General features: G+C 63.2%; 23 protein-coding genes and 1 pseudogene. 8 read left to right on the top strand and 16 right to left on the bottom strand.

The features are described 5' to 3' along the window. Positions 1 to 17: 17 nt before the first annotated feature. Complete coding sequence (locus tag NKI35_RS15405; RefSeq protein ID WP_023691555.1) at positions 18 to 512, bottom strand: YegJ family protein; 495 nt, start codon at positions 510 to 512, stop codon at positions 18 to 20. A 99-nt stretch (positions 513 to 611) separates the two neighbouring features. Further along, complete coding sequence (locus tag NKI35_RS15410) at positions 612 to 1,127, bottom strand: hypothetical protein (protein WP_023705887.1); 516 nt, start codon at positions 1,125 to 1,127, stop codon at positions 612 to 614. A gap of 286 nt (positions 1,128 to 1,413) precedes the next feature. Here NKI35_RS15410 and NKI35_RS15415 point away from each other — a divergent pair, with 286 nt between their 5' ends. After that, positions 1,414 to 2,046 carry a hypothetical protein gene (locus NKI35_RS15415; RefSeq protein WP_023709078.1) on the top strand — a complete coding sequence of 211 codons (633 nt, stop codon included), beginning with the start codon at positions 1,414 to 1,416 and terminating at the stop codon, positions 2,044 to 2,046. 38 nt (positions 2,047 to 2,084) lie between these two features. Here NKI35_RS15415 and NKI35_RS15420 read toward each other — a convergent pair whose 3' ends face one another. Further along, positions 2,085 to 2,279 carry a hypothetical protein gene (locus NKI35_RS15420; protein ID WP_352510492.1) on the bottom strand — a complete coding sequence of 65 codons (195 nt, stop codon included), beginning with the start codon at positions 2,277 to 2,279 and terminating at the stop codon, positions 2,085 to 2,087. A 782-nt stretch (positions 2,280 to 3,061) separates the two neighbouring features. Here NKI35_RS15420 and NKI35_RS15425 point away from each other — a divergent pair. Beyond that, a complete protein-coding gene (locus NKI35_RS15425; protein ID WP_352740713.1) occupies positions 3,062 to 4,000 on the top strand; it encodes a diacylglycerol/lipid kinase family protein in 939 nt (312 codons plus the stop codon). Positions 4,001 to 4,092: 92 nt separating this feature from the next. On the opposite strand, the gene NKI35_RS15430 is transcribed toward NKI35_RS15425, so the two are convergent. Genes NKI35_RS15430 through NKI35_RS15440 form a run of 3 tightly spaced genes read right to left on the bottom strand, consistent with a single transcriptional unit; the run spans position 4,093 to position 7,834 of the window. Then, complete coding sequence (locus tag NKI35_RS15430; RefSeq protein WP_352740715.1) at positions 4,093 to 5,010, bottom strand: NAD(P)-dependent oxidoreductase; 918 nt, start codon at positions 5,008 to 5,010, stop codon at positions 4,093 to 4,095. Next, a complete protein-coding gene (locus tag NKI35_RS15435) occupies positions 5,007 to 6,221 on the bottom strand; it encodes a mandelate racemase/muconate lactonizing enzyme family protein (protein WP_352740717.1) in 1,215 nt (404 codons plus the stop codon). The genes NKI35_RS15430 and NKI35_RS15435 overlap by 4 nt, the downstream gene beginning before the upstream one ends. Beyond that, positions 6,218 to 7,834 carry a GMC family oxidoreductase gene (locus tag NKI35_RS15440; RefSeq protein ID WP_023705881.1) on the bottom strand — a complete coding sequence of 539 codons (1,617 nt, stop codon included), beginning with the start codon at positions 7,832 to 7,834 and terminating at the stop codon, positions 6,218 to 6,220. Before NKI35_RS15440 ends, NKI35_RS15435 begins: the two co-directional genes overlap by 4 nt. Positions 7,835 to 8,058: 224 nt before the next feature. Here NKI35_RS15440 and NKI35_RS15445 point away from each other — a divergent pair, with 224 nt between their 5' ends. Next, positions 8,059 to 8,487 (top strand): acyl-CoA thioesterase, encoded by a 429-nt coding sequence (locus NKI35_RS15445; RefSeq protein WP_352536658.1) that lies wholly within the window; start codon positions 8,059 to 8,061, stop codon positions 8,485 to 8,487. Positions 8,488 to 8,953: 466 nt separating this feature from the next. Here NKI35_RS15445 and NKI35_RS15450 read toward each other — a convergent pair whose 3' ends face one another. Continuing rightward, on the bottom strand, positions 8,954 to 9,322 hold the full coding sequence (locus tag NKI35_RS15450) for a winged helix-turn-helix transcriptional regulator (protein WP_023683744.1): 369 nt from the start codon (positions 9,320 to 9,322) through the stop codon (positions 8,954 to 8,956). A gap of 89 nt (positions 9,323 to 9,411) precedes the next feature. Between NKI35_RS15450 and NKI35_RS15455 the strand changes: the two genes are divergently transcribed. After that, positions 9,412 to 10,017 (top strand): NADPH-dependent FMN reductase, encoded by a 606-nt coding sequence (locus NKI35_RS15455; protein WP_023671992.1) that lies wholly within the window; start codon positions 9,412 to 9,414, stop codon positions 10,015 to 10,017. Between the two features lie 165 nt (positions 10,018 to 10,182). Here the strand turns inward: NKI35_RS15455 and NKI35_RS15460 are convergent, their stop codons facing one another. Further along, positions 10,183 to 11,478, bottom strand: a complete 1,296-nt coding sequence (locus NKI35_RS15460; RefSeq protein ID WP_352740803.1) for a glucoamylase family protein — start codon at positions 11,476 to 11,478, stop codon at positions 10,183 to 10,185. A gap of 258 nt (positions 11,479 to 11,736) precedes the next feature. Between NKI35_RS15460 and NKI35_RS15465 the strand changes: the two genes are divergently transcribed. Beyond that, the gene (locus NKI35_RS15465; protein ID WP_352740805.1) at positions 11,737 to 12,615 is read left to right on the top strand and encodes a DMT family transporter; all 879 of its coding nucleotides are present in this window, start codon (positions 11,737 to 11,739) and stop codon (positions 12,613 to 12,615) included. A gap of 28 nt (positions 12,616 to 12,643) precedes the next feature. On the opposite strand, the gene NKI35_RS15470 is transcribed toward NKI35_RS15465, so the two are convergent. Both NKI35_RS15470 and NKI35_RS15475 read right to left on the bottom strand, forming a co-directional pair. After that, complete coding sequence (locus tag NKI35_RS15470) at positions 12,644 to 13,954, bottom strand: hemolysin family protein (protein WP_023683747.1); 1,311 nt, start codon at positions 13,952 to 13,954, stop codon at positions 12,644 to 12,646. A gap of 70 nt (positions 13,955 to 14,024) precedes the next feature. After that, complete coding sequence (locus NKI35_RS15475; protein ID WP_352740720.1) at positions 14,025 to 14,732, bottom strand: LssY C-terminal domain-containing protein; 708 nt, start codon at positions 14,730 to 14,732, stop codon at positions 14,025 to 14,027. 112 nt (positions 14,733 to 14,844) lie between these two features. Between NKI35_RS15475 and NKI35_RS15480 the strand changes: the two are divergent. Next, a pseudogene (locus NKI35_RS15480) lies at positions 14,845 to 15,563 on the top strand (gamma-glutamylcyclotransferase). 19 nt (positions 15,564 to 15,582) lie between these two features. On the opposite strand, the gene NKI35_RS15485 reads toward NKI35_RS15480, so the two are convergent. From NKI35_RS15485 to NKI35_RS15495, 3 genes are all read right to left on the bottom strand, one after another. Further along, the gene (locus NKI35_RS15485) at positions 15,583 to 16,374 is read right to left on the bottom strand and encodes an extensin-like domain-containing protein (RefSeq protein ID WP_023695766.1); all 792 of its coding nucleotides are present in this window, start codon (positions 16,372 to 16,374) and stop codon (positions 15,583 to 15,585) included. 130 nt (positions 16,375 to 16,504) lie between these two features. Next, positions 16,505 to 17,581 (bottom strand): extensin-like domain-containing protein, encoded by a 1,077-nt coding sequence (locus NKI35_RS15490; RefSeq protein WP_352740807.1) that lies wholly within the window; start codon positions 17,579 to 17,581, stop codon positions 16,505 to 16,507. Between the two features lie 198 nt (positions 17,582 to 17,779). Next, positions 17,780 to 18,205, bottom strand: coding sequence for a DUF3775 domain-containing protein (locus tag NKI35_RS15495; protein WP_023683751.1), 426 nt, complete (start codon positions 18,203 to 18,205; stop codon positions 17,780 to 17,782). Positions 18,206 to 18,431: 226 nt separating this feature from the next. Here NKI35_RS15495 and NKI35_RS15500 point away from each other — a divergent pair, with 226 nt between their 5' ends. Continuing rightward, complete coding sequence (locus NKI35_RS15500; RefSeq protein WP_023683752.1) at positions 18,432 to 18,968, top strand: tetratricopeptide repeat protein; 537 nt, start codon at positions 18,432 to 18,434, stop codon at positions 18,966 to 18,968. Positions 18,969 to 19,256: 288 nt separating this feature from the next. Then, positions 19,257 to 19,730 carry a transcription elongation factor GreA gene (gene greA, locus NKI35_RS15505; protein ID WP_023683753.1) on the top strand — a complete coding sequence of 158 codons (474 nt, stop codon included), beginning with the start codon at positions 19,257 to 19,259 and terminating at the stop codon, positions 19,728 to 19,730. Between the two features lie 24 nt (positions 19,731 to 19,754). Here greA and waaC read toward each other — a convergent pair whose 3' ends face one another. The 3 genes from waaC to rfaD are packed head-to-tail and all read right to left on the bottom strand — an operon-like array spanning position 19,755 to position 22,656. Further along, positions 19,755 to 20,729, bottom strand: a complete 975-nt coding sequence (gene waaC, locus NKI35_RS15510; protein ID WP_023711171.1) for a lipopolysaccharide heptosyltransferase I — start codon at positions 20,727 to 20,729, stop codon at positions 19,755 to 19,757. Next, positions 20,726 to 21,733: a lipopolysaccharide heptosyltransferase II gene (gene waaF, locus NKI35_RS15515; RefSeq protein WP_023711172.1), complete on the bottom strand. Its 1,008-nt coding sequence runs from the start codon at positions 21,731 to 21,733 to the stop codon at positions 20,726 to 20,728. Before waaF ends, waaC begins: the two co-directional genes overlap by 4 nt. Then, the gene (gene rfaD, locus NKI35_RS15520; RefSeq protein ID WP_023683756.1) at positions 21,706 to 22,656 is read right to left on the bottom strand and encodes an ADP-glyceromanno-heptose 6-epimerase; all 951 of its coding nucleotides are present in this window, start codon (positions 22,654 to 22,656) and stop codon (positions 21,706 to 21,708) included. Before rfaD ends, waaF begins: the two co-directional genes overlap by 28 nt. Positions 22,657 to 22,732 lie beyond the last annotated feature (76 nt).

The following is a 22,732-nucleotide window of genomic DNA, read 5'->3' on the forward strand; positions in this document are numbered from 1 at the left end:
AGCCAGGCTGCCGCGCCTCAGCAGTCGAAGCCGTAGTTCTGGCGGTAATATTCGACGTCTTCTTGCGCCATCGTCTTGAACATCACGCAGACGGTGAAGCTGCCTACCTGGCGACCGTTTCTGGTGTAGCCCCAGTCGGAAATATCGTCCCGGTTGAATTCGAGTTCCTGGCCGGCCACGACATTGTGCACCGCTTGCGGCTCATTGGCCAATGTTCCTGCAAAGCCGGTCGCGGTCTTGTGGAAGGGGATGATCCAGAAATGCTCCGAGGCGTCTCCGTCCCTGACCTCGACTTTCAATTTGTAGCTGGTTGTCCCGGCTGGCGGCGCATCCGACAAGGACAGGAATTCATCGAGGCTGGCGCGCGCCTGCGCAATGGCCGCCGCCATGTCCGGATCGTCCCTGGCGACGCCTACAACCTTGTCGCCGCCCTGGCCGGAATCCTGCGCACCGGCCGGAATCGGCGCCAAGGCCAGCACCAGGGACAGCACGGTTCGAACTGCATGCTTCATGAAATGGCGCTCCTGCGTGTCGATGCTGACACCATCATGCATCTATCTGGAGTTTTCAACGGCAGTGCGACAGCGTGGTATGGTCCGGCGGCAGGCCGCTCACAACCCGCTCGGCACCAGCCCTGCCAGCCAGTTCGCGGACCGCTTGGCCATGCCGACCGTTGCCGACGCGACGCGGCCGAGATCTGTCTTGACCACGGCGTAGCCGTTCCTGGTGCGGTAGAGCACGCCTGTTCCGCCATCGACCACTTGCTCGTAGGCGACGGGCCGTACCGCTGCTGCCTCCATGGCCGTCGTCGGGGAGCCGACGGGAACGCTCGGCCGATGGCTCAGTTCCGGCGGCAACGGGGTTTGGACATTCCGGCTGGCCGGCTTCAGTTCCGGGCGGGATGCGGCCGCCGCCAGTTGCGAAGAAGACGCCGACCCCTTGCTGCGGCAGATGCCAGAGACCAGCGGATAGTCGAAGTTCTTCTGGTGCAGCATCTGGCTTTTCATCGCCGCTTCGCAGTCGGCGATAGTCGCCCACTTCGCCGGCGTCTCGCCGATATATTCGCAAAGCTTGGCGTCGCAGTCGCAGCCGACAATGGTCATGGCGACAAGGGCGGTCTTGATCACGGTCTTGTCCTTCGGATTGCCCCCCGGCAGCCAGTCCTTCCATCGCGCGCGAACAAGGCGGGATTTTGGCCGCGATCACGCGATGAGCCGGGGGATGCGTTTTTCGGGTACGGCTCACTATAGGTGGATTTCGAGACACCCGGTAGCAGATAGGGCGGGAGCGTGATGCATTTGCAGGAAGAAGCCTGAATAAATCCTGTCGGCTATGGCCGCGACAACTGTTTCTTGGCCCGGTTTTCTACTACGATACTCACGGGGCGATACAACAATATAGGAGGGGTTTGTCATGGGAAGAATTGTCCGGTCCGCTGAGCCTGTGCCGAAAAGGGATTCAACGCTCGAGGGCATTCCAGGCGATGCTCCGCTCGGCGTCGACGATGACAAGCAAGAAGATCAAGGATCGAAAGGCGGCGACGGCTATCTCGACCGGGTTGCGAAGTACGTGCCTGCCGAAGTCGTGGCATTTTTCATCTTCGTCAATTCCATCCTGGTCAATGCCACTGAGCAGCCGGTTGCCAAGGCGTTGACCGATGCGGTGGCGGAAGAGACCAAAGGCAATCCGGGGGACATTCCGGGTAAGGTGCAGGCAGCCATCTATAAGATTGAAATGGCCGGTATCAGCGTTTGGACAATTTCATGGATCATGTTGATCGTCGCGCTGGCGATGACGCCGGTGTATCTGAAATCGGTCAGCGATTCAGCGGACGATGCGGAGGCTCCGGGAGCCAACATCGTCATGTCGATGCTGGCCTTCCCATTCTGGGCCTATGCCGTCAACGCGCTGGCCCTCAGGCCATGGCATGACGGTGCGCTGGCCAGCATCATGCTCGCCACCTTCACGCTCATCAGCGGCGCCATACGGCCGGAATATATAAGCGCCGGCCTCAATTTGATCCCGGGCATCGGCCCGAAGAAGTAGCTTGGCCCGCCGGGCAGGTCGCGGTGCAGGGCGCGTCTTCAGTCGTAGAGGTGTTCCAGCCTGGCGCCTGCTTCGAACAGCGCCGGCAGCACGATGTGCAGCTTGCGCACGGCGACGATCAGCCCGGTGCGACGGGTGGCCGGATCGAGGAAACGGTTGGCTGAACAGCGCCCGGGCGCCTTCGGGCGGAGCGAAGTCTGCCGCCGAAAGCACGGTGAGCATGGTCGCGTCATTGCCACCGATCTCGACGAAGGACACGCCTCTGTCGATCAGGCGCGGGATCATGTCGGTGAATTGCTGACCCCGCCTGGTGATGAAGATGGTGCCGTCAGCGCCGAAATCGCGTTCCAACAAAGTATCGGCTTCTTCACGCGTCGCTTCGCCGACCGGACCCTTGGCCCAAAAGACAGTCGGCGCCGGGATTTCTCCCAGCGCCTCCCTGTCAGATCAGGACACGGTCGCGGCAGCAACTTCCGCAAAGTCGTCGCGCCATGCCGGCCTTGATTTTGACGGTCCTGCCAGTCACCGCCCGAGGACAGTGCCCGTTCCAGACCACGCCGTTCTCCACCCTTGCGAGCTTCGTTCGGCGCGCCATCGAAGGTTTTCGCCGTCCTTCATGGCAGCATCGGTCCGCCGTTGGCGTTCGCACGCTTTCCGCGGCCCCGTAGGTCTCGGCATCCGTCCCTCGAACAAGCAAGCCTGCTCTCGCTTCGGGCCGTACGGGCCTCAGGAAATCCGCCTTTTCGCTTTGCCTTTCGGCGTGGCGATCGGTAGCCGCCTGAGATGGGTTAAACTTACGCCGGGTAAGGGTTTTGGGGAATGGGCGTGAGCCTGTGGATAACGGGATTATCGGGGACGGTTTGCCACAAAGCTCGGAATTTCGACTCCAGCTGCATTAGACAGCCCGCCCGCTTTTTGGCGCCTGATCGGCTGTGCCCCTTGCTCCGCCGGCTGGCGCGGGCTTCAATGCAGGCAAAGCATCGAGCCTATCGGCTCGGTGCGGGGAGGGTGCGCATTGAAAGTCGGGGTGGTGCTCAATCCGATTGCCGGCGGCGGCCGGCTGAAACGGCATTGGCCGGAGGTCGCCGCATCGCTGAAAAAGCATTTCGTCGAATTCGAGCTGCGCGAGACGCAGGCCGAGGGCGACGCCGAAAGGCTGGCGCTCGACCTCGCGGCAAGCGGCTTCGGGCTGGTGATCGCGGCCGGCGGCGACGGCACCGCCAGCGAGGTGGCCGACGGATTGCTGCAGGCATTCGATGAGAGCGGCCGGACAACCGAACTTGCCTTGCTGCCTTGCGGCACCGGCATCGATTTCGCGCGCGGACTTGGCCTGCCGAAAGAGGTGGATGCGGCGTTGAAGCGGATCGCCGAAGCCAAGGCGCGCAAGGTCGATGCCGGGCGCATCTGCTACATCGACGACCATGGCGCGCTGGCCAGCCGGCACTTCATCAATATCGCCAGCCTCGGCCTGTCCGGCGCCACGGACCGTGCGGTCAATGCCGACAAGCGCAAGGGCAGGATGTCGGCCAAGGCGCTGTTTTTCTGGCGCACCGTGGTCGAGTTCATCCGCTACCGCTTCCAGGACGTCAGGATCACCGTCGACGATGGCACCCCGGTCGAGGCGCGCATGGCGCTGGTGGCGGTCGCCAACGGAAAGTTCTTCGGCGGCGGCATGATGATCGCCCCGGACGCCGAACTCGCCGACGGCCAGTTCGACATCGTCATCCTGCGCGCGGCCGGCAAGCTGAAGCTGATCTGGGATATTCGGCTGCTCTATGGCGGCCGGCACCGCAACCATCCGGCCATCACCATATTGCGTGGCCGGAAAGTGGTGGTCGAACCTATCGGCGATGTCGAGAAGAACGGCGCGCTGGTCGACATAGATGGCGAGTCGCCGGGGCGTATACCCGCGACGTTTGAGATCCTGCCCGGAGCGCTGACGCTGAGATATTGAATCAAGGCGTTGAGGGATTGATTCAGGTGGTTTGAGCGGCGATTCCGGCCAACCGGCCAAGGGCCTGAAATCGCAGGACATATTTACCCGGCTTAGCTTTCCAGCTTGGCTGGGAAACCGGGCGCGCGCAGATCCATGTCGACGGCATCCTCGAGCAGTTTGACGATCTGGGTCGACCAGGCGCCGCCGCCATATTCCTGTTTGCCCATCAGGAAAATCTCACTCACAAGCGGCGCCAGTTGGAGTGGCAGTCTGAACTCCCTGCCCATCGCAAGCGCAAAGCCGAGGTCCTTCAGTGCCAGGTCCATGGTGAAGCCAATGTCGTAGGAGCCGTTGAGGATGAGCTGGCTTTCGGTCTCATGGACGAAGCTGTTGCCGGAGGAGGCGACGATGGCGTGGTAGGATTGCGCGAGGTCGAGGCCGCCTTGCTTGGCCAACATCAGCGCCTCGCCGGCGGCGACGAGATGGATGAAGGCCAGCATGTTGGTGATCACCTTGATCACCGCCGCCGAGCCGACCGGACCCATCAGGAACGACTTTGCGCACATCGCTTCGATGGCCGGACGATGGCGCTCGTAAAGCGCAGCATCGCCGCCGACAAGCGCGGTGATCTTTCCGACCGCGGCCAGATGCACGCCGCCGGTGACCGGGCACTCCAGCGTCTCGATGCCTTTGGCCGCGGCGAGGGCGGCTAGGCGCAGGATCTCGTCGCGGCCGTTGGTCGACATCTCGATCCAGGAGCCGCCCCTGGGCAGACCCTCGAGCAGGCCGCCGGCATTCGCCAGCACCGCTTCGCTGACCTTGGGCGAGGGCAGGCAAGTAATGGCATTGCCGGCCTGTGCCGCCGCTTCGGCCGGGCTGGTCGCGGCCGTGGCGCCGAGCGCCACGAGGCGCTCGACGGCGGCGGGGTCGCGGTCGAAGACGATGACGACAAAACCGTTGCGCAACAGGCTGGCGGCAAGGTTGCAGCCGAGATGGCCAAGGCCGATGAAGGCGTAGCGTTCGCTCACGGCATCAGCGGCGTTTGCATCATCTGCAAATGCAGGTCCTTGCCGGTGTAGGGATGCGCGTCGCAGACCGCTTCGTCCAGCTCGACGCCGAGGCCCGGCTCCTTCGATGGAATGACATTGCCGTCCTGCCATTCGATCTTCTTCTTGAGCAGTGTCGCGTGGAAGCCGTCCCACTGCTTCAGCGATTCCAGGATGAGGAAATTGGGCAGCGTCACCGCCAATTGGATGTTGGCGGCGCCAACGATCGGCCCACAATAGCAGTGCGGCGCGATCTGGATGTGGTATGCCTCGGCCATGGCGGCGATCTTCTTGGTTTCGAGAATGCCGCCGGAACGGCCAAGGTCCGGTTGCAGGATGGTGGCGGCGCGGTTCTCGATGATTCGGGCGAATTCGAACTTGGTCGTCAACCGCTCGCCGGTGGCGATCGGGATCGACGTGCCTCGCGCCACCTGAGCCATCACTTCGGGCATGTCGGGCGGCACCGGCTCTTCGAACCACAAGGGATCGTAGGGCTCGATGGCGCGTGCCATGCGCAGCGCACCCGACGCGGTGAACTGGCCATGCGTGCCGAACAGAATATCGGCGCGGGTGCCGACCGCTTCGCGGATCGCCTTGACCATGCGGGTGGAGACATCGATGTCGATCAGGCGCGGCTGGTGGCCGTCGAAGGCGGTGTAGGGGCCTGCCGGGTCGAGCTTGACGGCGTTGAACCCCTGCTCGACATATTCGAGCGCGCAGGCGGCCGCCAATTCGGGGTCATTGTAGACGTTCCGGCCGTCCGGCGCGTCCTCCGAATGGACGCTGCCGGTGTGCGGATAGAGATAGGTGTAGGAGCGCAGCGTCTCGTGCACCTGGCCGCCGAGCAGTTTGTAGACCGGCTTGTCGGCTTCCTTGCCGACAATGTCCCAGCAGGCCATTTCCAGCGCCGAGAAACAGCCCATGCCGGTAACGTCGGGGCGCTGGGTAAATCCTGAGGAATAGGCGCGGCGGAAGAAGGTCTCGATGTCATGCGGATCGTGGCCGATCAGGTAACGCTCGGCCATGTCCTCGACCAGCTTGGCCGTTATGTGAGCCGAGAAGGTGGCGTTGTAGGCCTCCCCATAACCGACCACGCCGCCATCGGTGGTCAGCTTGACGAATATGAAATACTTGCCGCCGATGCCCGGCGGCGGGTTGCCGACTACCCAGGTCTTGGCGTCGGTGATCTTCATTCTTGGTCCTCCAGAACCAGTTCGGCGCCCTTCCATCCGGTCATGACCGAGGCGGCGTTGGTGTTGCCGGTGATGTTGGCGGGAAAGATCGAGGCGTCTATGACGCGCAGACCTTCGAGCCCGTGCACTTTCAGGCGCGGGTCGACGACGGCGGCCCCGGCGTCCGGCCCCATGCGGCAGGTCGAGACCGGGTGATAGACGGTGCCCGAGCGCTTCCTGAAATCCTGGATCAGGTCGGCATCCGATTGGATCGATGGGCCCGGCAAAACCTCCTCAGTGATGATCTCGGCCATGGCGGGCATCGAGGCTATCTTGCGCACGAATTTCACCGCCGCCAGCATCTCGTCGACATCGGCGTTGGTGGAATAGGCGTTGGCGACGATCCTGGGATAGTCCAGCGGATTGCTGGAGCGGATCATGATCTCGCCGCGGCTGGACGGGCGGCAGTTGGAGAGGCCGATGGAAAAGCCCGGCCACGGATCTGGCGTCAGGATCGGCCGCTCGCCGCTCTTCGGAATGACGGTCGAGAAAGCCTGGAAATAAAGCTGCATGTTGGGGCGCGAAAACGCCGGGTCGGTTCGGAAGAAGCCGCCGCCATGGTTCATCGACAGCGACAGCGGGCCGGAGCGGGTGAGGATGTACTGCATGCCGACCAGCAGCTTGCCCCACCAGGGCCGCAGGATTTGGTTGAGCGTCGGCACGTTTCCCTTGAAGGTATAGTTGATGCCGACATGGTCCTGCAGATGCGCGCCGACATTTTCGTTGGCGTGGACGACCGGGATGCCAAGCCCCTTGAGCAGTGACGAGGGGCCGACGCCGGACAGTTGCAAGAGCTGCGGCGAGTTGATCGAGCCGGCGGACAGGATGACTTCGCGGCCGGCCCGCGCCGTCTTGGTCTCGCCGTTCTGCAGATATTCGATGCCGACGGCTCGCTTGCCCTCGAACAGGATCCTGCTCGCCAGCGCATTCGTCTCGACGCGGACGTTTTTGCGCTTCATCGCGGGGCGCAGGAAGGCGCGCACGGCCGACATGCGGCGGCCGTTTTTGGTGGAGATCTGGTAGGTGCCGACGCCTTCCTGGGCGGCACCGTTGAAGTCGGGGTTGAGCGGCAGCCCGGCTTGCTGGCCGGCGGCGAGGTAGCGCCTGGTCAGCGGATGGACGGCGTTCGTGGTGTCGGTGATATGCAGCGGCCCGCCGGTGCCGCGCCATCTATCGGCGCCGGCCTCATTGTCCTCAAGCGCCTTGAAGCCCGGCAACAGATCGTCATAACCCCAACCGGGATTGCCGGCATCGCGCCAGTCATCAAAATCCTCGCGCGCGCCTCGGATCCAGACCATGGCGTTGATCGAGCTTGAGCCGCCAAGCAGCTTGCCGCGCGGCCAATGGTCGACATTGCCGGCAAGGCCGGGGTCCGGCTCGGGCTTGTAGTTCCAGTTGACCGCGGGGTCGAAGAAAGTCTTGCCGTAGCCAAGCGGCATCTGGACATAGAAGCGGCGGTCGCTGCCGCCGGCTTCCAGCACCAGCACGGAGTAACGGCCGGAAGCCGACAGCCTGTCGGCGAGAACCGAGCCGGCTGAGCCGGAGCCGACGATGATGAAGTCATAGGTCTGCATGATTGGTGTTGGCGGCTCCGCAAAACTGGCTGCAGCCTATCCGCGGCAGGCTTCCGAAGTCGCGGTGCCTTCCGGCATGCGTTGTGAAAAATGCGACCGTGAGACGCCTGGCCGGAAAAGCTGCCATGGAACCGACATTGCGCCGGGAGCCTCGCCCGTCGCGTTGACCTCTTGGGTCCATGACGCTAGGGGATCGAGGGCAATCGTTTCAGGGGATCCGGCAGATGGTGCATTACGCGGACGGACGGCCGATCGGCGATCTTACCTTGCGTACGCTCGCCATGCCGGCCGATGCAAATGCGGCCGGCGACATCTTTGGCGGTTGGGTGATGGCGCAGATGGATCTTGCCTGCGGCATCCGTGCGGCCGAGCGGGCCAAGGGTCGCGTGGTGACGGCGGCTGTCAAGGAAATGTCCTTCGCCAAGGCGATGAAGATCGGCGACACGCTGTGCATCTACACCCATGTCGAGCGCGTCGGCCGCACCTCCATGACGCTCAAGGTCGAGGCCTGGGCGCAACGCTACCTCTCCGACCTGATGGAGAAGGTCACCCACGCCGATTTCGTCATGGTGGCGCTGGATAGCGACGGCAAGCCGAAGCCGATTCCAACCGAAGTTGACATCGTCGATTCTGCCAAGCTTGCGCTTATGTAACATCCCCCGCGCGGGCGATGCGCTGCGCGACATCCAATGGTTGCCTTCACATCCGATTCTGCGGGCGGCGGAGGGAAGACAATGCGTCAACACATGCTGAACGGCTGGCTCGTGGCGGCCCTCGTCGCGGTGATCTGCCTGCTTGGCACGACCGCTTATACCGAGATCAGGAAAGAGCTTCCAAGTGTTGCCTGCACGCACGACCGGACCGTTGGCAACGAGCGGACTGCCCAGCGGTCTGCAAGGGTAGAGACGTGCGGCGCAGTGTGTTGCAGCAACCCTGCGTCAAAGGCCTGAGGGCCCGTCAGCGGAAGACCTCGTCAGCCTCAAAATGATGATGCGCCGGCGAACGAAACGCTGCAGCTATGTCGCGATGGCGTGACCAACGATGCAAGGGCGGATCCAGTTAAACCCGGGTACGCGTCGTCGATGGCAAAATCCGTAAACTATTGCTGGGCAACGGTTTTCAGGCGTGCACGCCATCGAATCTTTCACGCGCCGCCTGGACCCGCGAGGTGTTTTTCCGCGCCCATTCGCCGAGCGCGCCGACCGGCACCAGCAGCTCATGGCCGAGCTCCGTCAGCTCATAGTCGACGCGTGGCGGGATGGTCGGGAACACGGTTCGGGTGACGAAGCCGTCGCGCTCAAGACCGCGCAAGGTGGTGGTCAGCATCTTCTGCGAAATGCCGCCGACAGCGGCGCGCAACTCATTGAAACGCAGCGGTCCGCCGCCCAGCTTGCCGACGACCAGAACGGTCCATTTGTCGCCGACGCGCTGCAGGATTTCCGAGACGGCGCGGCAGTCTTCGGTGTTGTGCGGGTGCCTCAGTAACATAACGGTGCCTCCTTGCGCTGCCATTTGTCAGTATCTCATATAGCGCCGGTATCCAAACGATACCAGCTTTTGCATATATGGAGAGCCCCATGTCCAAGCCCAAAATTGCCATCGTCGTCGGTTCGACACGCGCCGCGCGTTTCGCCGATGTGCCCGCCCAGTGGATCGCCAAGATCGCGAAATCTCATGCCGACATCGACGTCGAGACCGTCGACCTGCGCGACTGGCCGCTGCCCTTTTTCGACGAGGTCGCCTCGTCCGCCTGGGCGCCGTCGCAGAACGAAGTTGCCCAGCGCTGGCAAAAGAAGGTCGCCGAATTCGACGGCTTCATCTTCACCGCCGCCGAATACAATCATGGCCCGACGGCCGTGCTGAAGAACGCCATCGATTACGCCGCCAATGAATGGAACAAGAAGCCGGCCGGTTTCGTCGGCTATGGCAGCGTCGGCGGCTCGCGCGCTGTCGAACATTTGCGTCTTGCCGCGGTCGAATTGCAGATGGCGCCGGTCAAATCCGCCGTTCACATTGCCTGGAGCGATTTCCTGGCGGTGCGCCAGGGCGAGAAGAAGCTCGAGGAGATCGAGCATCTGAACCAGGCTGCCACGGCGCTGGTCAACGACGTTGCCTGGTGGGCCCGCGTGCTCAAGGCAGCGCGTCAGGCCGACGCGATTGCCGGCGAAGCCCAGGCGGCCTGAGCCTTATCCTCCCAAGGATCGATGATTTTTCCAAAGGGCGGCGTTTGCGCCGCCCTTTTTCATTCACGTGAAGAGGCGCTCTCGGCTCCCTTGGCCGGATGGTGGAGTCGGACCGGCAAGGTCGCGCTGATGCCTTGACGATCCCGCGCGAAGGGTCGCCGCCTGTCACAGCCAACCGCCGGAAAACCCGGCCCGGCGCAGTCCTGTGGTGATGGCCGGCACGCGGCGCATCAATCGCCACAGGAAGTCGGACCGGTAGTTCTCGATCATCAGGGCGATCGGCCCCTGGTTGATGCCGACATGGTCCGGCGATACCCAACCGCAGGCGCGGCCGTCGTCGGCAGCGATCGTCGGGTTGAAGCTCGCGGTGAAGCCGTAAGGGTTGCCGTCGCGCAGGTCCATCTCGTGGAAATGGCGCAGCGCCGGCAGCACGATTTCCGGCGCAAAAGGCAAGGAGGCGATTGCCGCCCATGGCGACAGCGTGCCGTCATCGGGGCCAAACGGTGCGCCGCGGGCGAGATAACCGAAGAAGCGCCGTCCATCGGCTCGCCGCGCGATCGGACCTGGGCCGTCGCTGGCGGTGACGCCCCAGCAATTCTCGCCATAGCCCGCGAACCCCCTCGGATTGCGGATTGCGTAATCGCGCTGCAGATACGTCGCCTGGCGGCTGTTTTCGAAATAGTCCCGGTCGTGATCGCGCATGAAGGCATCGCGGATGTCGCGAAAATCGATCCAGATATGCGAGAACTGGTGGATAAAAAGCGGGCCGGCATAGACCATCTCGCGGCCGTAGATGGTCTTCCATTTGTAAGTGGACAGCCAGGCCGCGTAGCTCTCGGGAGTTAGCGAGTGGGTCGGCGAACCGAGACCCAGGATGTACAGGATCAGCGCCTCGTCAAATCCTTCCCAGCGGTAGCGGAGAAAGCTTTTTCCAGGCCGCCAGCCATGGGTGACGGTGGCGCCGCCGTTCTGCGCCCAGCGCCAGTCGGCACGGCGGTAGAGCGCATCGGCAAGCTGGCGGATTTCCAGTTCGAGCTCATCGTCCTCGTCGAAATAAGCGCCGGCGGCCAGAACACCGGCAAGCAAAAGGGCGGTATCGATCGTGGACAGTTCGCAATTCCAGACGCGGCGGCCGGTCTTCATGTCGAGGAAATGATAGTAGAAACCCCTGTAGCCGGTGGCATCGGGCTCCGGCCCGTGCGGGGCGTTCCAGAAGAAGCGAAGCGTGGCGAGCGTCCGCTCGATTGCGGCATCGCGCGTCATGAAACCGCGCTCGACACCGACGAGATAGGACGACAAAGCGAGCCCGACGGCGGCTATGCTGGCAGGCGACGCCTGCGTGTTGCGGTCGGCGACCAGGCCGTTGGCAGGGTTGGCCTCGTTGAGAAAATACTCGAAGGACAGGCGCTGGATATCTTGGAGAAGCTCGTCGTTTAGCGCGTGTTCGTTCGATGCATCCATGACAATCGATATAGAGGCTTTGGCTGCTTTTGCCATTCTTCCAGCGGATCAATCATGGGTGAGGGCAGGCTGGGGCCGATAGCGAAAGGCGCTGCCGACGCACCGAATTCAAATCGAGGGGCTGCGAAGATCGGTTGGACCGCCATATGCACGGCCCTGCCATCTGGCCTGGCCGTCCTCCCCTGATATATCCGGCTGCGATCCATCACATGAGCATGCCCCGTGAAGTCACCCAGCCTGTCAGGCGTCGTTTCCCCCATGACCCCGGTGCTGGTCTGTGCACTTGCGATCTTCCTTCTGTCCGCCATGGATGCGGCGATGAAAATCCTGGTCATCGCCGTCGGTGTCTACAACACGGTGCTGTGGCGAAGCATGCTTGCGAGCGTGGTCGCGGGCACGGCCTGGGCGGCGGGGCCGCGTTCCCTTCCCACGCCTTCCGTGCTGCGGCTACACGCGCTGCGCGCCGCGATCGTGGGCATCGTTCTGCTGTCGTTCTTCTGGGGCCTTGCCAGATTGCCGCTAGCGGATGGGATCGGGCTTAGTTTCGTCGCGCCGCTGTTCGCTCTCCTCCTGGCGGCGCTGCTTTTGGGCGAACGCATACAGCGCCAGGCGATCTGGGCGTCGCTGGCGGGCATCGCCGGCGTCGTCATCATCATGGCCGGACAGTTCGGGCAAGGGAACTATACCGGGGATGCCCTGCTTGGCACGGTGGCGGTGCTCGCATCGACGGTGTTCTACGCCTACAATCTGATCCTCTCGCGGCGGCAGGCGCTGGTGGCCAAACCAGTCGAGATCATGCTGTTCCAGAACCTGTGCGTTGCCGCCGTCCTTCTCCCCGCCGCTCCCTGGCTCGCGGTTGCCCTGCCGGGCAATCTCTGGCTTCCACTGGCCGGGGTGACGGCGCTGTCGCTCTCCGGCCAGTTCCTGATGAGCTGGTCCTACGCGCGGGCCGAAGCGCAATATCTAATCCCGACGGAGTATTCCGCCTTCATCTGGGCGATCGTGTTTGGCTGGCTGTTCTTCGACGAGGCGGCGACCTGGACCACGCTGGCTGGAGCGGCCCTGATCGTGGCCAGTTGCCTGATCGCCTCGCGCTCCAATCCGAAGCTTGCCGAACCGATCGAAGCCGCGGTCTGAGGGCACTATTCGCTTTGACGGCAGAGCGTCAACGCACCACTTCGCGATGGCCGCTGGGCAGCCGGGTGGCGATCAGCTTGTCGATGCGGCGGCCATCGAGGTCGACGACCTCGAAACGCCAGCCTTGCGCGTCGACGCATTCGCCGGTCGCCGGCAGATGGTGCATGTGCGACAGCACATAACCGGCGACGGTCTCGTAGTCGCGGTTTTCCGGCAGGTCGATACCGAGAACGTCAGCCATCTCGTCGGCTTGCATGTATCCCGCGAGCAGCCATGAGCCGTCCTCGCGCTTGACGGCGTTTTCCTCGTCGCCGGCGTCGGTATCGGCCCGGAAGACGCCGGTGATGGCCTCGAGGATGTCGGCAGGTGTGACGATCCCTTCGAAATGGCCGTATTCGTCATGCACCAGCGCCATCGGCACGTCGGATTCCTTCAGCTTCTGCAGCACATCCAGCGCGTCGGCCTGGTCGTAGACGATGGGGGCGGCGCGCACATGCTTGCGCGGATCGAGTGCGCGGCCGGCGAGCAGGGCGGCCAGCACGTCGCGCGTCTGAACAACGCCAACCATGACGTCGACGCCGCCGTCGCCGGCCGGCAGGCGCGAATGCTGGGTCTCCATCAAGAGCTTGCGGATGGCACCCTCATCGGACTGCAAATTGATCCAGTCGACCTCGGTGCGCGGCGTCATCACGGCGCGCACGGCGCGATCGCCGAGCCGCATGACGCCGGCGATCATGCGCCGCTCGTCGGATTCGATGGTGCCGTGGTGCTCGGCCTCGGCGACCAGCATCTTGATCTCTTCGTCGGTGACTTTTTCCTCGCTCTCGCCGCGCTGGCCGAGCAACCACAATATGGCGCGGCCGGAAATGTCGAGCAGGAACACCAGCGGCGCCGAGACGGTGGCGAGGATGGTCATCGCAGGCGCCGCGCGGGCCGCAACACGCTCGGGATCGCGCAGCGCGATCTGCTTGGGCACCAGTTCGCCGACGATCAGTGAGAAATAGGTGATGATCGCAACGACAATGCCGACGCCGAGCGGATCGGCGATGTTTTCGCGCATGCCGGTCGAGGCCAGGTACACCGACAGCCTGTCGCCCAGCGTGGCGCCGGAGAAGGCGCCCGACAGCACGCCGACCAGAGTGATGCCGATCTGCACTGACGACAGGAATTTGCCGGGATTGGAGCCGAGCGTCAGCGCACGCCCGGCGCCATTAACGCCGCGGTCGATCATCGCCTTGAGCCGCGCCGGGCGCGACGACACGATGGCGAGCTCGGACATCGACAGAAGGCCGTTCACACAGATGAGGACGACCACGGTGGCGATTTCGACGTATAGCATCAGGGCTCAATAGCATTGCGGCGGGCCGCAGGAAAATAGTCCGCGATGATTTTTGGAAAATGACAGTGGTTCAGGGGAATTGCCTGAGCACCCCGACAACAGCCTTGCCGTCGGTGAAATAGGGATCGCCGCCGCCGTTGCGTCCGGTCCTGGTGGCGCCGATGCCCGGGATGTCGCTCACCGAGATCACCATGCCGGCCGCCGACACGTCATGGATCACGAGATCGCGCTCGGCGTCGATGTCAGGGGCGATATGGTGGGTGATGGCGCCGGTATCGTGGCTGAGACCAACGCCGCGGTCGAAGCTGGCCGAGCCCATCCAGAGCGTTCGGCCGTCGTCGCCGGTCGCATCGCTGCGCCAGAAGCGGACATGATGGCGCCGGTCGGCGCTGCCGCCGACCGGCTTTTCGAAGGCGAGATCCTGGGCGCGGCCTTCGAACAGCAGCCGGCTGACCGGGGCGTCAGGATAGGGATGGTCGAACAGCACGCTCTCACCGATTTCGATCGCGGTCTTTAGCGTCACGCCATCGGCCGTATCCCATCCGGCCATGGCGAAGGCATGGACCATCTCTTTTTCGGTACCGACAAGGCCGATATTGATCGGGTCGCCCGGAATGCCTTGCGACGTGTGTGTCACCATCTCGAAAGTCTGCGTGCGAAAGCCGCGGTCGCGAACCGTCCAGAATTCCGGCGCAGCGGCATAGGCGAGGGCCAGCCAGACCGCCAGAAGAGCGGCGAGCCAGGTCAATGCGCGTCGTTGCAGGCTTCGTCGGCTCATGAAAGCGGCTCGATCCGTGCGGTATCTGTGCCTGACGGACCCTGGAAATCAATGGCCAGCGGCGAGCAGCCGTTCTATCGTCGGCCATCGTTTTTGCGTGGGGTGAGCAGGAATGGATAAGAAGCCGGTGGGTCGCAGCTCGATGGCATTGACCGCGGACCTTGTCGCAAGGGTCGAGCGTGTCGAACCGGATACGGGTCCCGAGCCCGGAACAACCGAGCATACGGACGCGGAGTTCGATAGTCTTGTCGAGCAACTTCTGTCGGAGCATCGGCCTGAAGCGCTATGGGTCTTTGCCTACGGGTCGCTGATCTGGAACCCCGAATTTGCCCATGTCGAGCAGCGCCCGGCCACGGCGCCAGGATGGCACCGCTCGTTCTGCCTGACGCTGACCCGTTGGCGCGGAACCCGTGATTTGCCGGCGCTGATGCTGGCGCTCGATCGAGGCGGCAGCTGCAACGGCATCGTCTATCGGCTGCCCGCGGAAGACCATTTCGGGCAACTTGGCCAGTTGATGCGCCGCGAGATCGATGCCAACCCGCCGACTAACGTGCCATGCTGGATCAAGGTCAAGACCAAGGATGGGCCGTTGCGGGCCTTGGCTTTCGTGCCGCGCCAGACGGCAGGGCCTATGCGGGCCGGCTGCCATTGGAGCAGGTTGCCGACACGCTGGCGCGGGCTGCCGGGCATTGGGGCTCGTCGGCTCAATACCTGTTCCGAACCGTCAGCAAGTTGGAAGAGAGCGGTATCCGCGACAGGAACCTTTGGCGCATTCAGGATCTGGTGGCCGAGCAAATCATCGCTTCCACCGGGAACGCCAATCCCGACTGATTTCTGAACGGTGAACGCTTTAGCGGCAGGCGCGGTAGCCGCTTTTGCGGTTCTTGATGTCGAAATGGAAATGGTTGCGGTGATCGTAATTGTAGCCGGGACCGAGCACGGTGGTGAAATACTGGCAGCCGTCGGCGCGCACATTGTTGAGGAAGCCGCGGGTGCGGAAGGCAAACAGGCCGGGCTTGCGCACATCGATGTCGTCGCCGTTGTTGAGCTCGATGCTCATGACGTCGAGGGCGTTGCCCTTGCCGTGCTCGGACAGGACACCTTCGCCGGCGATGTTGCGGCAGGAATAGCTCGAGCCCTGGTGGATGGTCTTGACGCCCGAGAAATAGCGCCAGCGGGCGGAAGGAACCAGTTCGTTGCTGGTCCAGGCGGCGAAACTTGCGGCCATGTCGCAGGTCAATGTCGCGGCGGGCTTCATCTGGATGCCGCCGATGGCGGAGACCTTGACCGGCCAGTCTATGCCGCACTGTCCCTCATGGATCGGCTGGACATCGGTGTAGACGACGCGAAGCCGCTTCAGCTCGCCACGGCAATCGGTTTCGCTGGCCGGCATCTGCTGCGGCTCCGACTCCGACATCGGCTCGTCCATGTGCGGATAGGCGGCAGTCATATAGGGATTGGACGGGACGAGCTTCTGCATGCCTTCATATTGCGGCACGGCCGCGGTCTGCGAGCCGACATCGACGGCCGGCTGCAGCGACAGCACGCTGCCAGTGTTGCAAGCCGAAACGGCGGCCAGCGCAAGACCGGCGGCCAGTATCGCTGCGCTTTTTGCCTTCGCGGCGCGAAATATTGCGGCCATGGGCGGAATCCTGTCCTTGATCGGTGGGATTTTAACGATCAAGGGTAAAGGAAAACTCAGCGTTCCCGTTCATGCCTGCGGCCGAAATGCGGCAGCCAGACCATCACCGGTGACGATCACTGAAGGGCCATCACTGGCAGAAAGTGCCACCATTCCGGCGCGGTTCGAGATCGAGATGGAAATGCAGGGAATGGTCCGGGTCCGCGCCCGGTCCAAGCACGGTCTTGAACGGTCCGCAGGCGGCCTTGCGCACCGCATTGAGGAATTTGCCGTCCTTCTCGGGCGGCGTTGGACCGACTTCGACCTTTCTGCCATCCGACAACGTGAAGCTGGCAATATCGAGCGCGTTGCCGAAGGCATGTTCCGACAGATGGCGCGTGCCGTTGCGCGGCCGGCAGACAAAGGCCGATGCCTGGTTGATCGATTTCAGGTCGGCTCCGAACTCGGCTTTCGCCGCCGGCTGTATGATTTCGGCGGCAAAGCGGGCTGCCGCCTCGGCCATCGGGCAGTTGAGTTCGGTCGCGGGGCCGATGGCGATGGATTTTCCGAGCGACTTCAGCAGCAGGGGATAGGGGATCGAGCAGCCGATGTCGGGATTGCTTTCCGCCTTATGCTCCTCGAATTCGACACCAAGGGCCGTCAGCCGCTCGCGACAGGCGACTTCCGCCGCCGGCATTTTTTCATCGGGCACATCGGCCGAGCGCGCATCAGGCAGCATCTTCTTGTCGCCGGCATCGGGTTTTTCAGGTGGCTGCGGAGCAACGGCCGGCGGCTGAGCTTCAGGTTCCGGAGTGTCTGGCTTTTGTGTCGGAATCGGCACCGCGGCCGGCGGCTCGGGCTCGCTTTGCTTATCGGTCGACGGCTTCGGGGCTGACGGTCCGGGCCGCGCCTGCTTTTTAAAACGGGACTTTTCTTCGTTGAATCGATCGTCATTGGACCGGTTGGGCGCGCCAAGGGGGTTCGGACCTTCGGCCTTTTGCTTTTCGATCGGTGCCGCGCCGGTCTTCGGCGCCTCTGAAGGACGCGCCTCGGGCAGCGGGACAACGCGCGAGGGCTGCACCGGAACATCGGCGGGCGAGGGCTCTTTATCCGGGGTCTTTTGTTCCACCTGCTTTGGCCTGATGTGCCGCTGTGGCCTGGGCTTCTGGCGGTGTTTGCTGCGCGGCTTAGGATGCGAGTCGACCCGCGGTGAAAACAACTGCTCCAACCGCTGTGACAGCGGCGTGTAATGCTTCTTGCGCTGTTTGGCGTCGGCTTGCGTCAGCAGGGGCGTCAGCAGCAGAGCCGTGACGACCATGACCAGTGCAACCCTGCATATTCGGGAAAGTACAACAGACCCCATCGTCCTCAACGGCGCGAACGCCCGGAGGTTGCCTGCGGCCCATCACGAACGGTAACGACGTCGTTACGCGCCAATCGCTTCCAGCCCTTCTTCCAGCCAGTCGGCCAAAAGCGGCATGCCGAGCAGGTATTTCGCCGTGCGCTTGTTGGCGCGGTCGCGCGCGGCGGCAACCGCATCGGACCATTCCGCAGCGTCATAGTCGCCGCGGCCGACCCAGGCCAGCGCGATCAACTCGGCCGCTTCGTCGACGTTGAGGTCGTTGATCAGCTCGCGCAGCTCTTCCTCGGTGAGGTCTTCCGCGCTTTCCTCCGCCAGACCGTCATGGTGGTGATTGGCATGTGATTCACCATCGAGCTCGACCTCATGCTCGGCACCGTCGGCATAGTCTTCGTTGACGGCAGCACTCAGTCCCTTTGCCTTGAGAATGAACAGGCGCACGGTGTCCGGGCCGATCGATAGCTCCCATTCCCGCTCACGGCGCTGTTGCACTCGGCACCCCCGCTGATCATTTCCCGAATGATAGCGGATTTGCAGCGCGCGTCACGTCATGTTCTGATCCTTGGCTCCCGCCTTTGACCGAATTCAAGTTAGGCATGGCGCACAAATAGTTTCGGCGGCTGCGGGTTTCCGGGATGAAAAGTCTGCATCCCGGCGTTAGCTTTTCATTATCGTCATTTTCCCTCAAGCTTGTCATTATCCCCTCAAGGAGGCTTCGATGCATAAAAGAGTGTTGATCCAGGCGGCTGCGGCGCTTGTCGCGCTGCAGTTCTTTGCGGTTCCGGTGTTTGCGGCCGGCGGCGGTGGCGGTGGTACCGAGACCACCACCCAGTGCAAGAAGGGGCAGGTCTGGGACAAGAAAAAGCAGAAATGCGTCGCGCCGAAGTACGGCATGCTGGACGACGACAACATCTACGATGCTGGTCACGACCTGGCCATGGCCGGGCGTTATGATGAGGCGATCGCCGTGCTCAGCCTTGCCGCCAACAAGCAGGATCCACGCATCCTCAACTATCTCGGCTATTCGCATCGCCATTCCGGCCGTGTCACCGTCGGCCTCGGCTATTACGAGGAAGCGCTCCGCATCAACCCGGATTACACGCTGGTGCGCGAATATCTCGGCGAGGCCCATCTGCAGATCGGCGATCTGGCCGGCGCCCAGGCGCAGCTGGCCGAGATCGAGAAGCGGACGGGCAAAGATTCGCGCGAATACGGCATGCTGGCCGAACAGATCTACCATTTCATGAGAAGCTGACCCCACCCGAACGGCTTCTCTGGGCCGGCTGCGAGCAATCGCAGCCGGTTTTTGTTGTCGCAACTGCAACACGCTGCACATGCCGTGACGGCAATTGCGCAAGTCGGCTCATGATTTTTCAAAAAGCCTGCTTTTTCAGCGTGAAAAACGCGCGAGGATCGCTATATTGGGGAAAATTGCGGTGAAACGGTTCCGTTAGCCCGAGGCTGCCGGACCCGTTTTCTTTTTATACCCATCGACAAGGCTTTCCCCGAAATGCGGGGGTGGCGGCAGGAAAGGTCAGGCATCATGAACAAGGTCCCGATGACAGGCGAGGGGTTCGCGTCATTGAAGGAAGAACTGCGCTGGCGCCAGCAGCAAGAGCGGCCGCGTATCATCGAGGCGATCTCCGAAGCGCGCTCGCATGGCGACCTGTCCGAAAATGCCGAATATCATGCCGCCAAAGAGGCGCAGAGCCTCAATGAGGGCCGTGTCAACGAACTGGAAGACTATATTGCTCGGGCCGAGGTGATCGACGTCACCAAGCTTAGCGGCGACAAGGTCAAGTTCGGCGCCACGGTGGTGCTGGTCGACGAGGACACCGAGGAAAAGAAGACCTACCAGATTGTCGGCGACCAGGAAGCGGATGTGAAATCGGGCCGTATTTCGATCTCCTCGCCGATCGCGCGCGCGCTGATCGGCAAGGAAGTCGGCGACGCCATCGAGGTCAACGCCCCCGGCGGCGCCAGGGGTTACGAGATCGTCCAGGTGCAATTTATCTAGCACCTCAGATCCTTCTGAAAGGCTCTAGGCTGGTGCTCGTGATTTGAGCGCCAGCTGCTTCTCAGCTTCCGCCACCACCTTCGCCGGCGTTAGGCGCTCCCCCGATGCGGCCAGCAGCGTTGAGGCATATTGCCCGCGCGGGCCGGTCAAACCCGGCTCGGTCGCCAGGAACACCGCGACCGTCGGCAGGCCGAAGGCGCTGGCGAGGTGGGTCAGACCGGTGTCGGCGCCGATAACCAGCGTCGAGCGGCCAAGGATCGCGGCAATGTCTGCCAGCGGCGATCTCGGCACCACGATCGTTGACGGCACGGCTTTCGAGATCGCCTTGGCCACCGCCTTCTCACGCTCGTTCGACCAGGTGGTGACCGGCGTCATTCCGCTACCAACCAGCAGGCGAGCCGTTTCGATCCAGTCTTCGGCGGGCCATTTCTTGTCCTCGCGGCTGGTGCCGTGCAGCAGGAAGGCCGTCTTGCCGTCAATGCCGGCCAGGCCGCCGGGAGGCGGCACAATCCCGGATGCGAGCGCCGAAAGATCGGGCTCGTAGCCGAGCGCCAGCCCGAACAGCCGGCGCGTGCGTTCGATGGCGTGCAGGTTGCGCGGCACGGCGTATTTGCGCTGGTAAAACAACGTTGCCGAGGGCTCCCGCGCGCTTGCGCGGTCGAAACCTGCGATTGGTGCCGCTGCCTGTTTCGCCACCAGGGCCGATTTCAGCAGCCCCTGCGCATCGATGACGAGGTCGTACTCGCCTGCTTGCAGAGCGCGGCGCAAGCTTGTCGCCTCCCGCCATGTGCCGGCGTTGAACAGATGCTTGCGCCAGCGCCGGATGGCGACGGTATGGATCTTTGCTATCGCCGGATGCAGCGCGACGATGCCGGCAAAGGCCTCTTCGACGCACCAGTCGAAGGCGATATCGGGGCGCTTGCGGCGTGCATCTTCGACGGCGGGGAAGGTGTGGATGACGTCGCCCATCGAGGAGGTCTTGACGATCAACACCTTCATGCGGCGGCCGGGAGTTCCAGCAACCTGTCCGCCGCCGCTGCCACTCGGGCAACGTCCAGCGTCTTCAGGCAGTTGAGGTGGCCGAGCGGACAGATCTTCCGATGGCAGGGCGAACAGGACAGATGCAACCAGATCAGTTCGCGCTGTTCAGCCAACGGCGGCGTGTTTTCCGGCGAGGTCGAACCGTAGACGGCAACGACCGGCGTGCCGACGGCGGCCGCGACATGCATCAGCCCGCTGTCGTTGGACACCGCCAGCCTGGCCGCGGCTATCAGGTCGATGGCGTCCTCCAGCCGTGTCTTTCCTGCCAGATCGACGACACCGGGCGCGAGTGCTGCGATCTCGGCGGTGACGTCGCGATCGTTCTTCGAGCCGAACAACGCGACCTTGAATCCTTTCGCCATCATCTCTCCGGCGAGGCCGGCATAGCTTTCGCTAGGCCAGCGTTTGGCCGGACCGAATTCGGCGCCGGGCATCATGGCGACGAATTTTCCCGGCTGCACTGCGAAGCGAGCGAGCAGCTCTTTCTGATTGCCGGCGTCGACGGTGAGCCGCGGCGGCCGGAAATGTCCGCCTTGGGCGAGGCCAAAATAGGCCTGCGCAGTGCGCCGTTTGAGGGCATCGGGCAGCGGCACGATGTCGGTCAGCAGGCCGTAGCGCATTTCCCGGAGATTGCCGAAGCGGCGGGGGATGCGGGCAAAGAACGGGATCAGCGCCGATTTCCAGCTGCCCGGCAGGACGTAGGCCATGTCGTAGCGGCCGCGCAGCAGGCGGCCGAAGCGGCGGCGAATGATGAATTCAAGCGCGCCGGGTTGCAGCGGGAAATCGATCTGCTGGCGAATCTCGGGCATGCGCTTGACCAGCGGGGCCGCCCAGGCCGGGGCAAGCACGTCGATGGCGGCGTTGGGATGGAGCTCCTTCAATGCCGAGAACAGGCACTGAGCCATGACCATATCGCCCACCCAGCGTGGGCCGATCACGAGGATCGTTGGGCTTTCAGCCATTCGACATAGTCTCTGACGCCAGTTTCCACGCTGCGGAATTGCCCATTATAGCCGGCTGCGCGCAAGCGGGACATATCAGCCTGGGTAAAACTCTGGTAGCTGCCCTTGAGGTGATCGGGGAATTCGATGAACTCGATCTCGCCCTGGCCCAGCGTATCGATCACGGTCTCGGCAATGGCGCGGAACGGCTGGGCGCGGCCGGTGCCGCAGTTGAAGATGCCGCTCGAGCCGCGCTTCCACAGCCACAGATTGACGTCGGCGACATCGCCGACGTGAATGAAGTCGCGGCTTTGTTCGCCGGGGCCGAAGCCGTCATGGGCGCCGAACAGCTTTGGGTTTTCGCCGCGCCCGACCTGATTGAACAGATGGAAGGCGACCGAGGCCATGGCGCCCTTGTGCGCCTCGCGCGGGCCATAGACGTTGAAGTAGCGCAGGCCCGCGACCTGCGAATGATCGGTGTCGAACACGGTGCGCCTGACATAGTCGTCGAATAGTTTCTTCGAATAGGCGTAGACGTTGAGCGGCCGCTCAAGTGCGGGATCCTCGCGAAACTCCGAACCGCCGCCGTAGACGGAAGCCGAGGAGGCATAGAGGAACGGTATGCGCAGCGAAAGACAGCCATGCAGCAAGCGCTTTGAGAAGGCGTAGTTCACGTCCATCATGAACTTGCCGTTCCATTCCGTGGTGGTCGAGCAGGCGCCCTGGTGGAAGACGGCCTCGACGCGGCCTAGGTCGCCGGCTTCCAAGGTGGCCAAGAATTCGTCCTTGTCGAGATAGTCGGCTATCTGCAAATCGGCCAGGTTGGCGATCTTGTGGCCGTCGGTGAGGTCGTCGACGACGAGGATGTCATCATGGCCTTCGGCATTGAGTGCGGCGACGATGTTGGAGCCGATCATGCCGGCCCCGCCCGTGACGATGATCATGAAGGCCTCTGGTTGCTTGCGTTTCCGGTCCTTATAAGGGAGGGCAGCCGGGCTGTCGATGAAGCACCACGACGCC

It is taken from the genome of Mesorhizobium sp. M0676 (genome assembly GCF_040320535.1).
Lineage (GTDB): Bacteria > Pseudomonadota > Alphaproteobacteria > Rhizobiales > Rhizobiaceae > Mesorhizobium.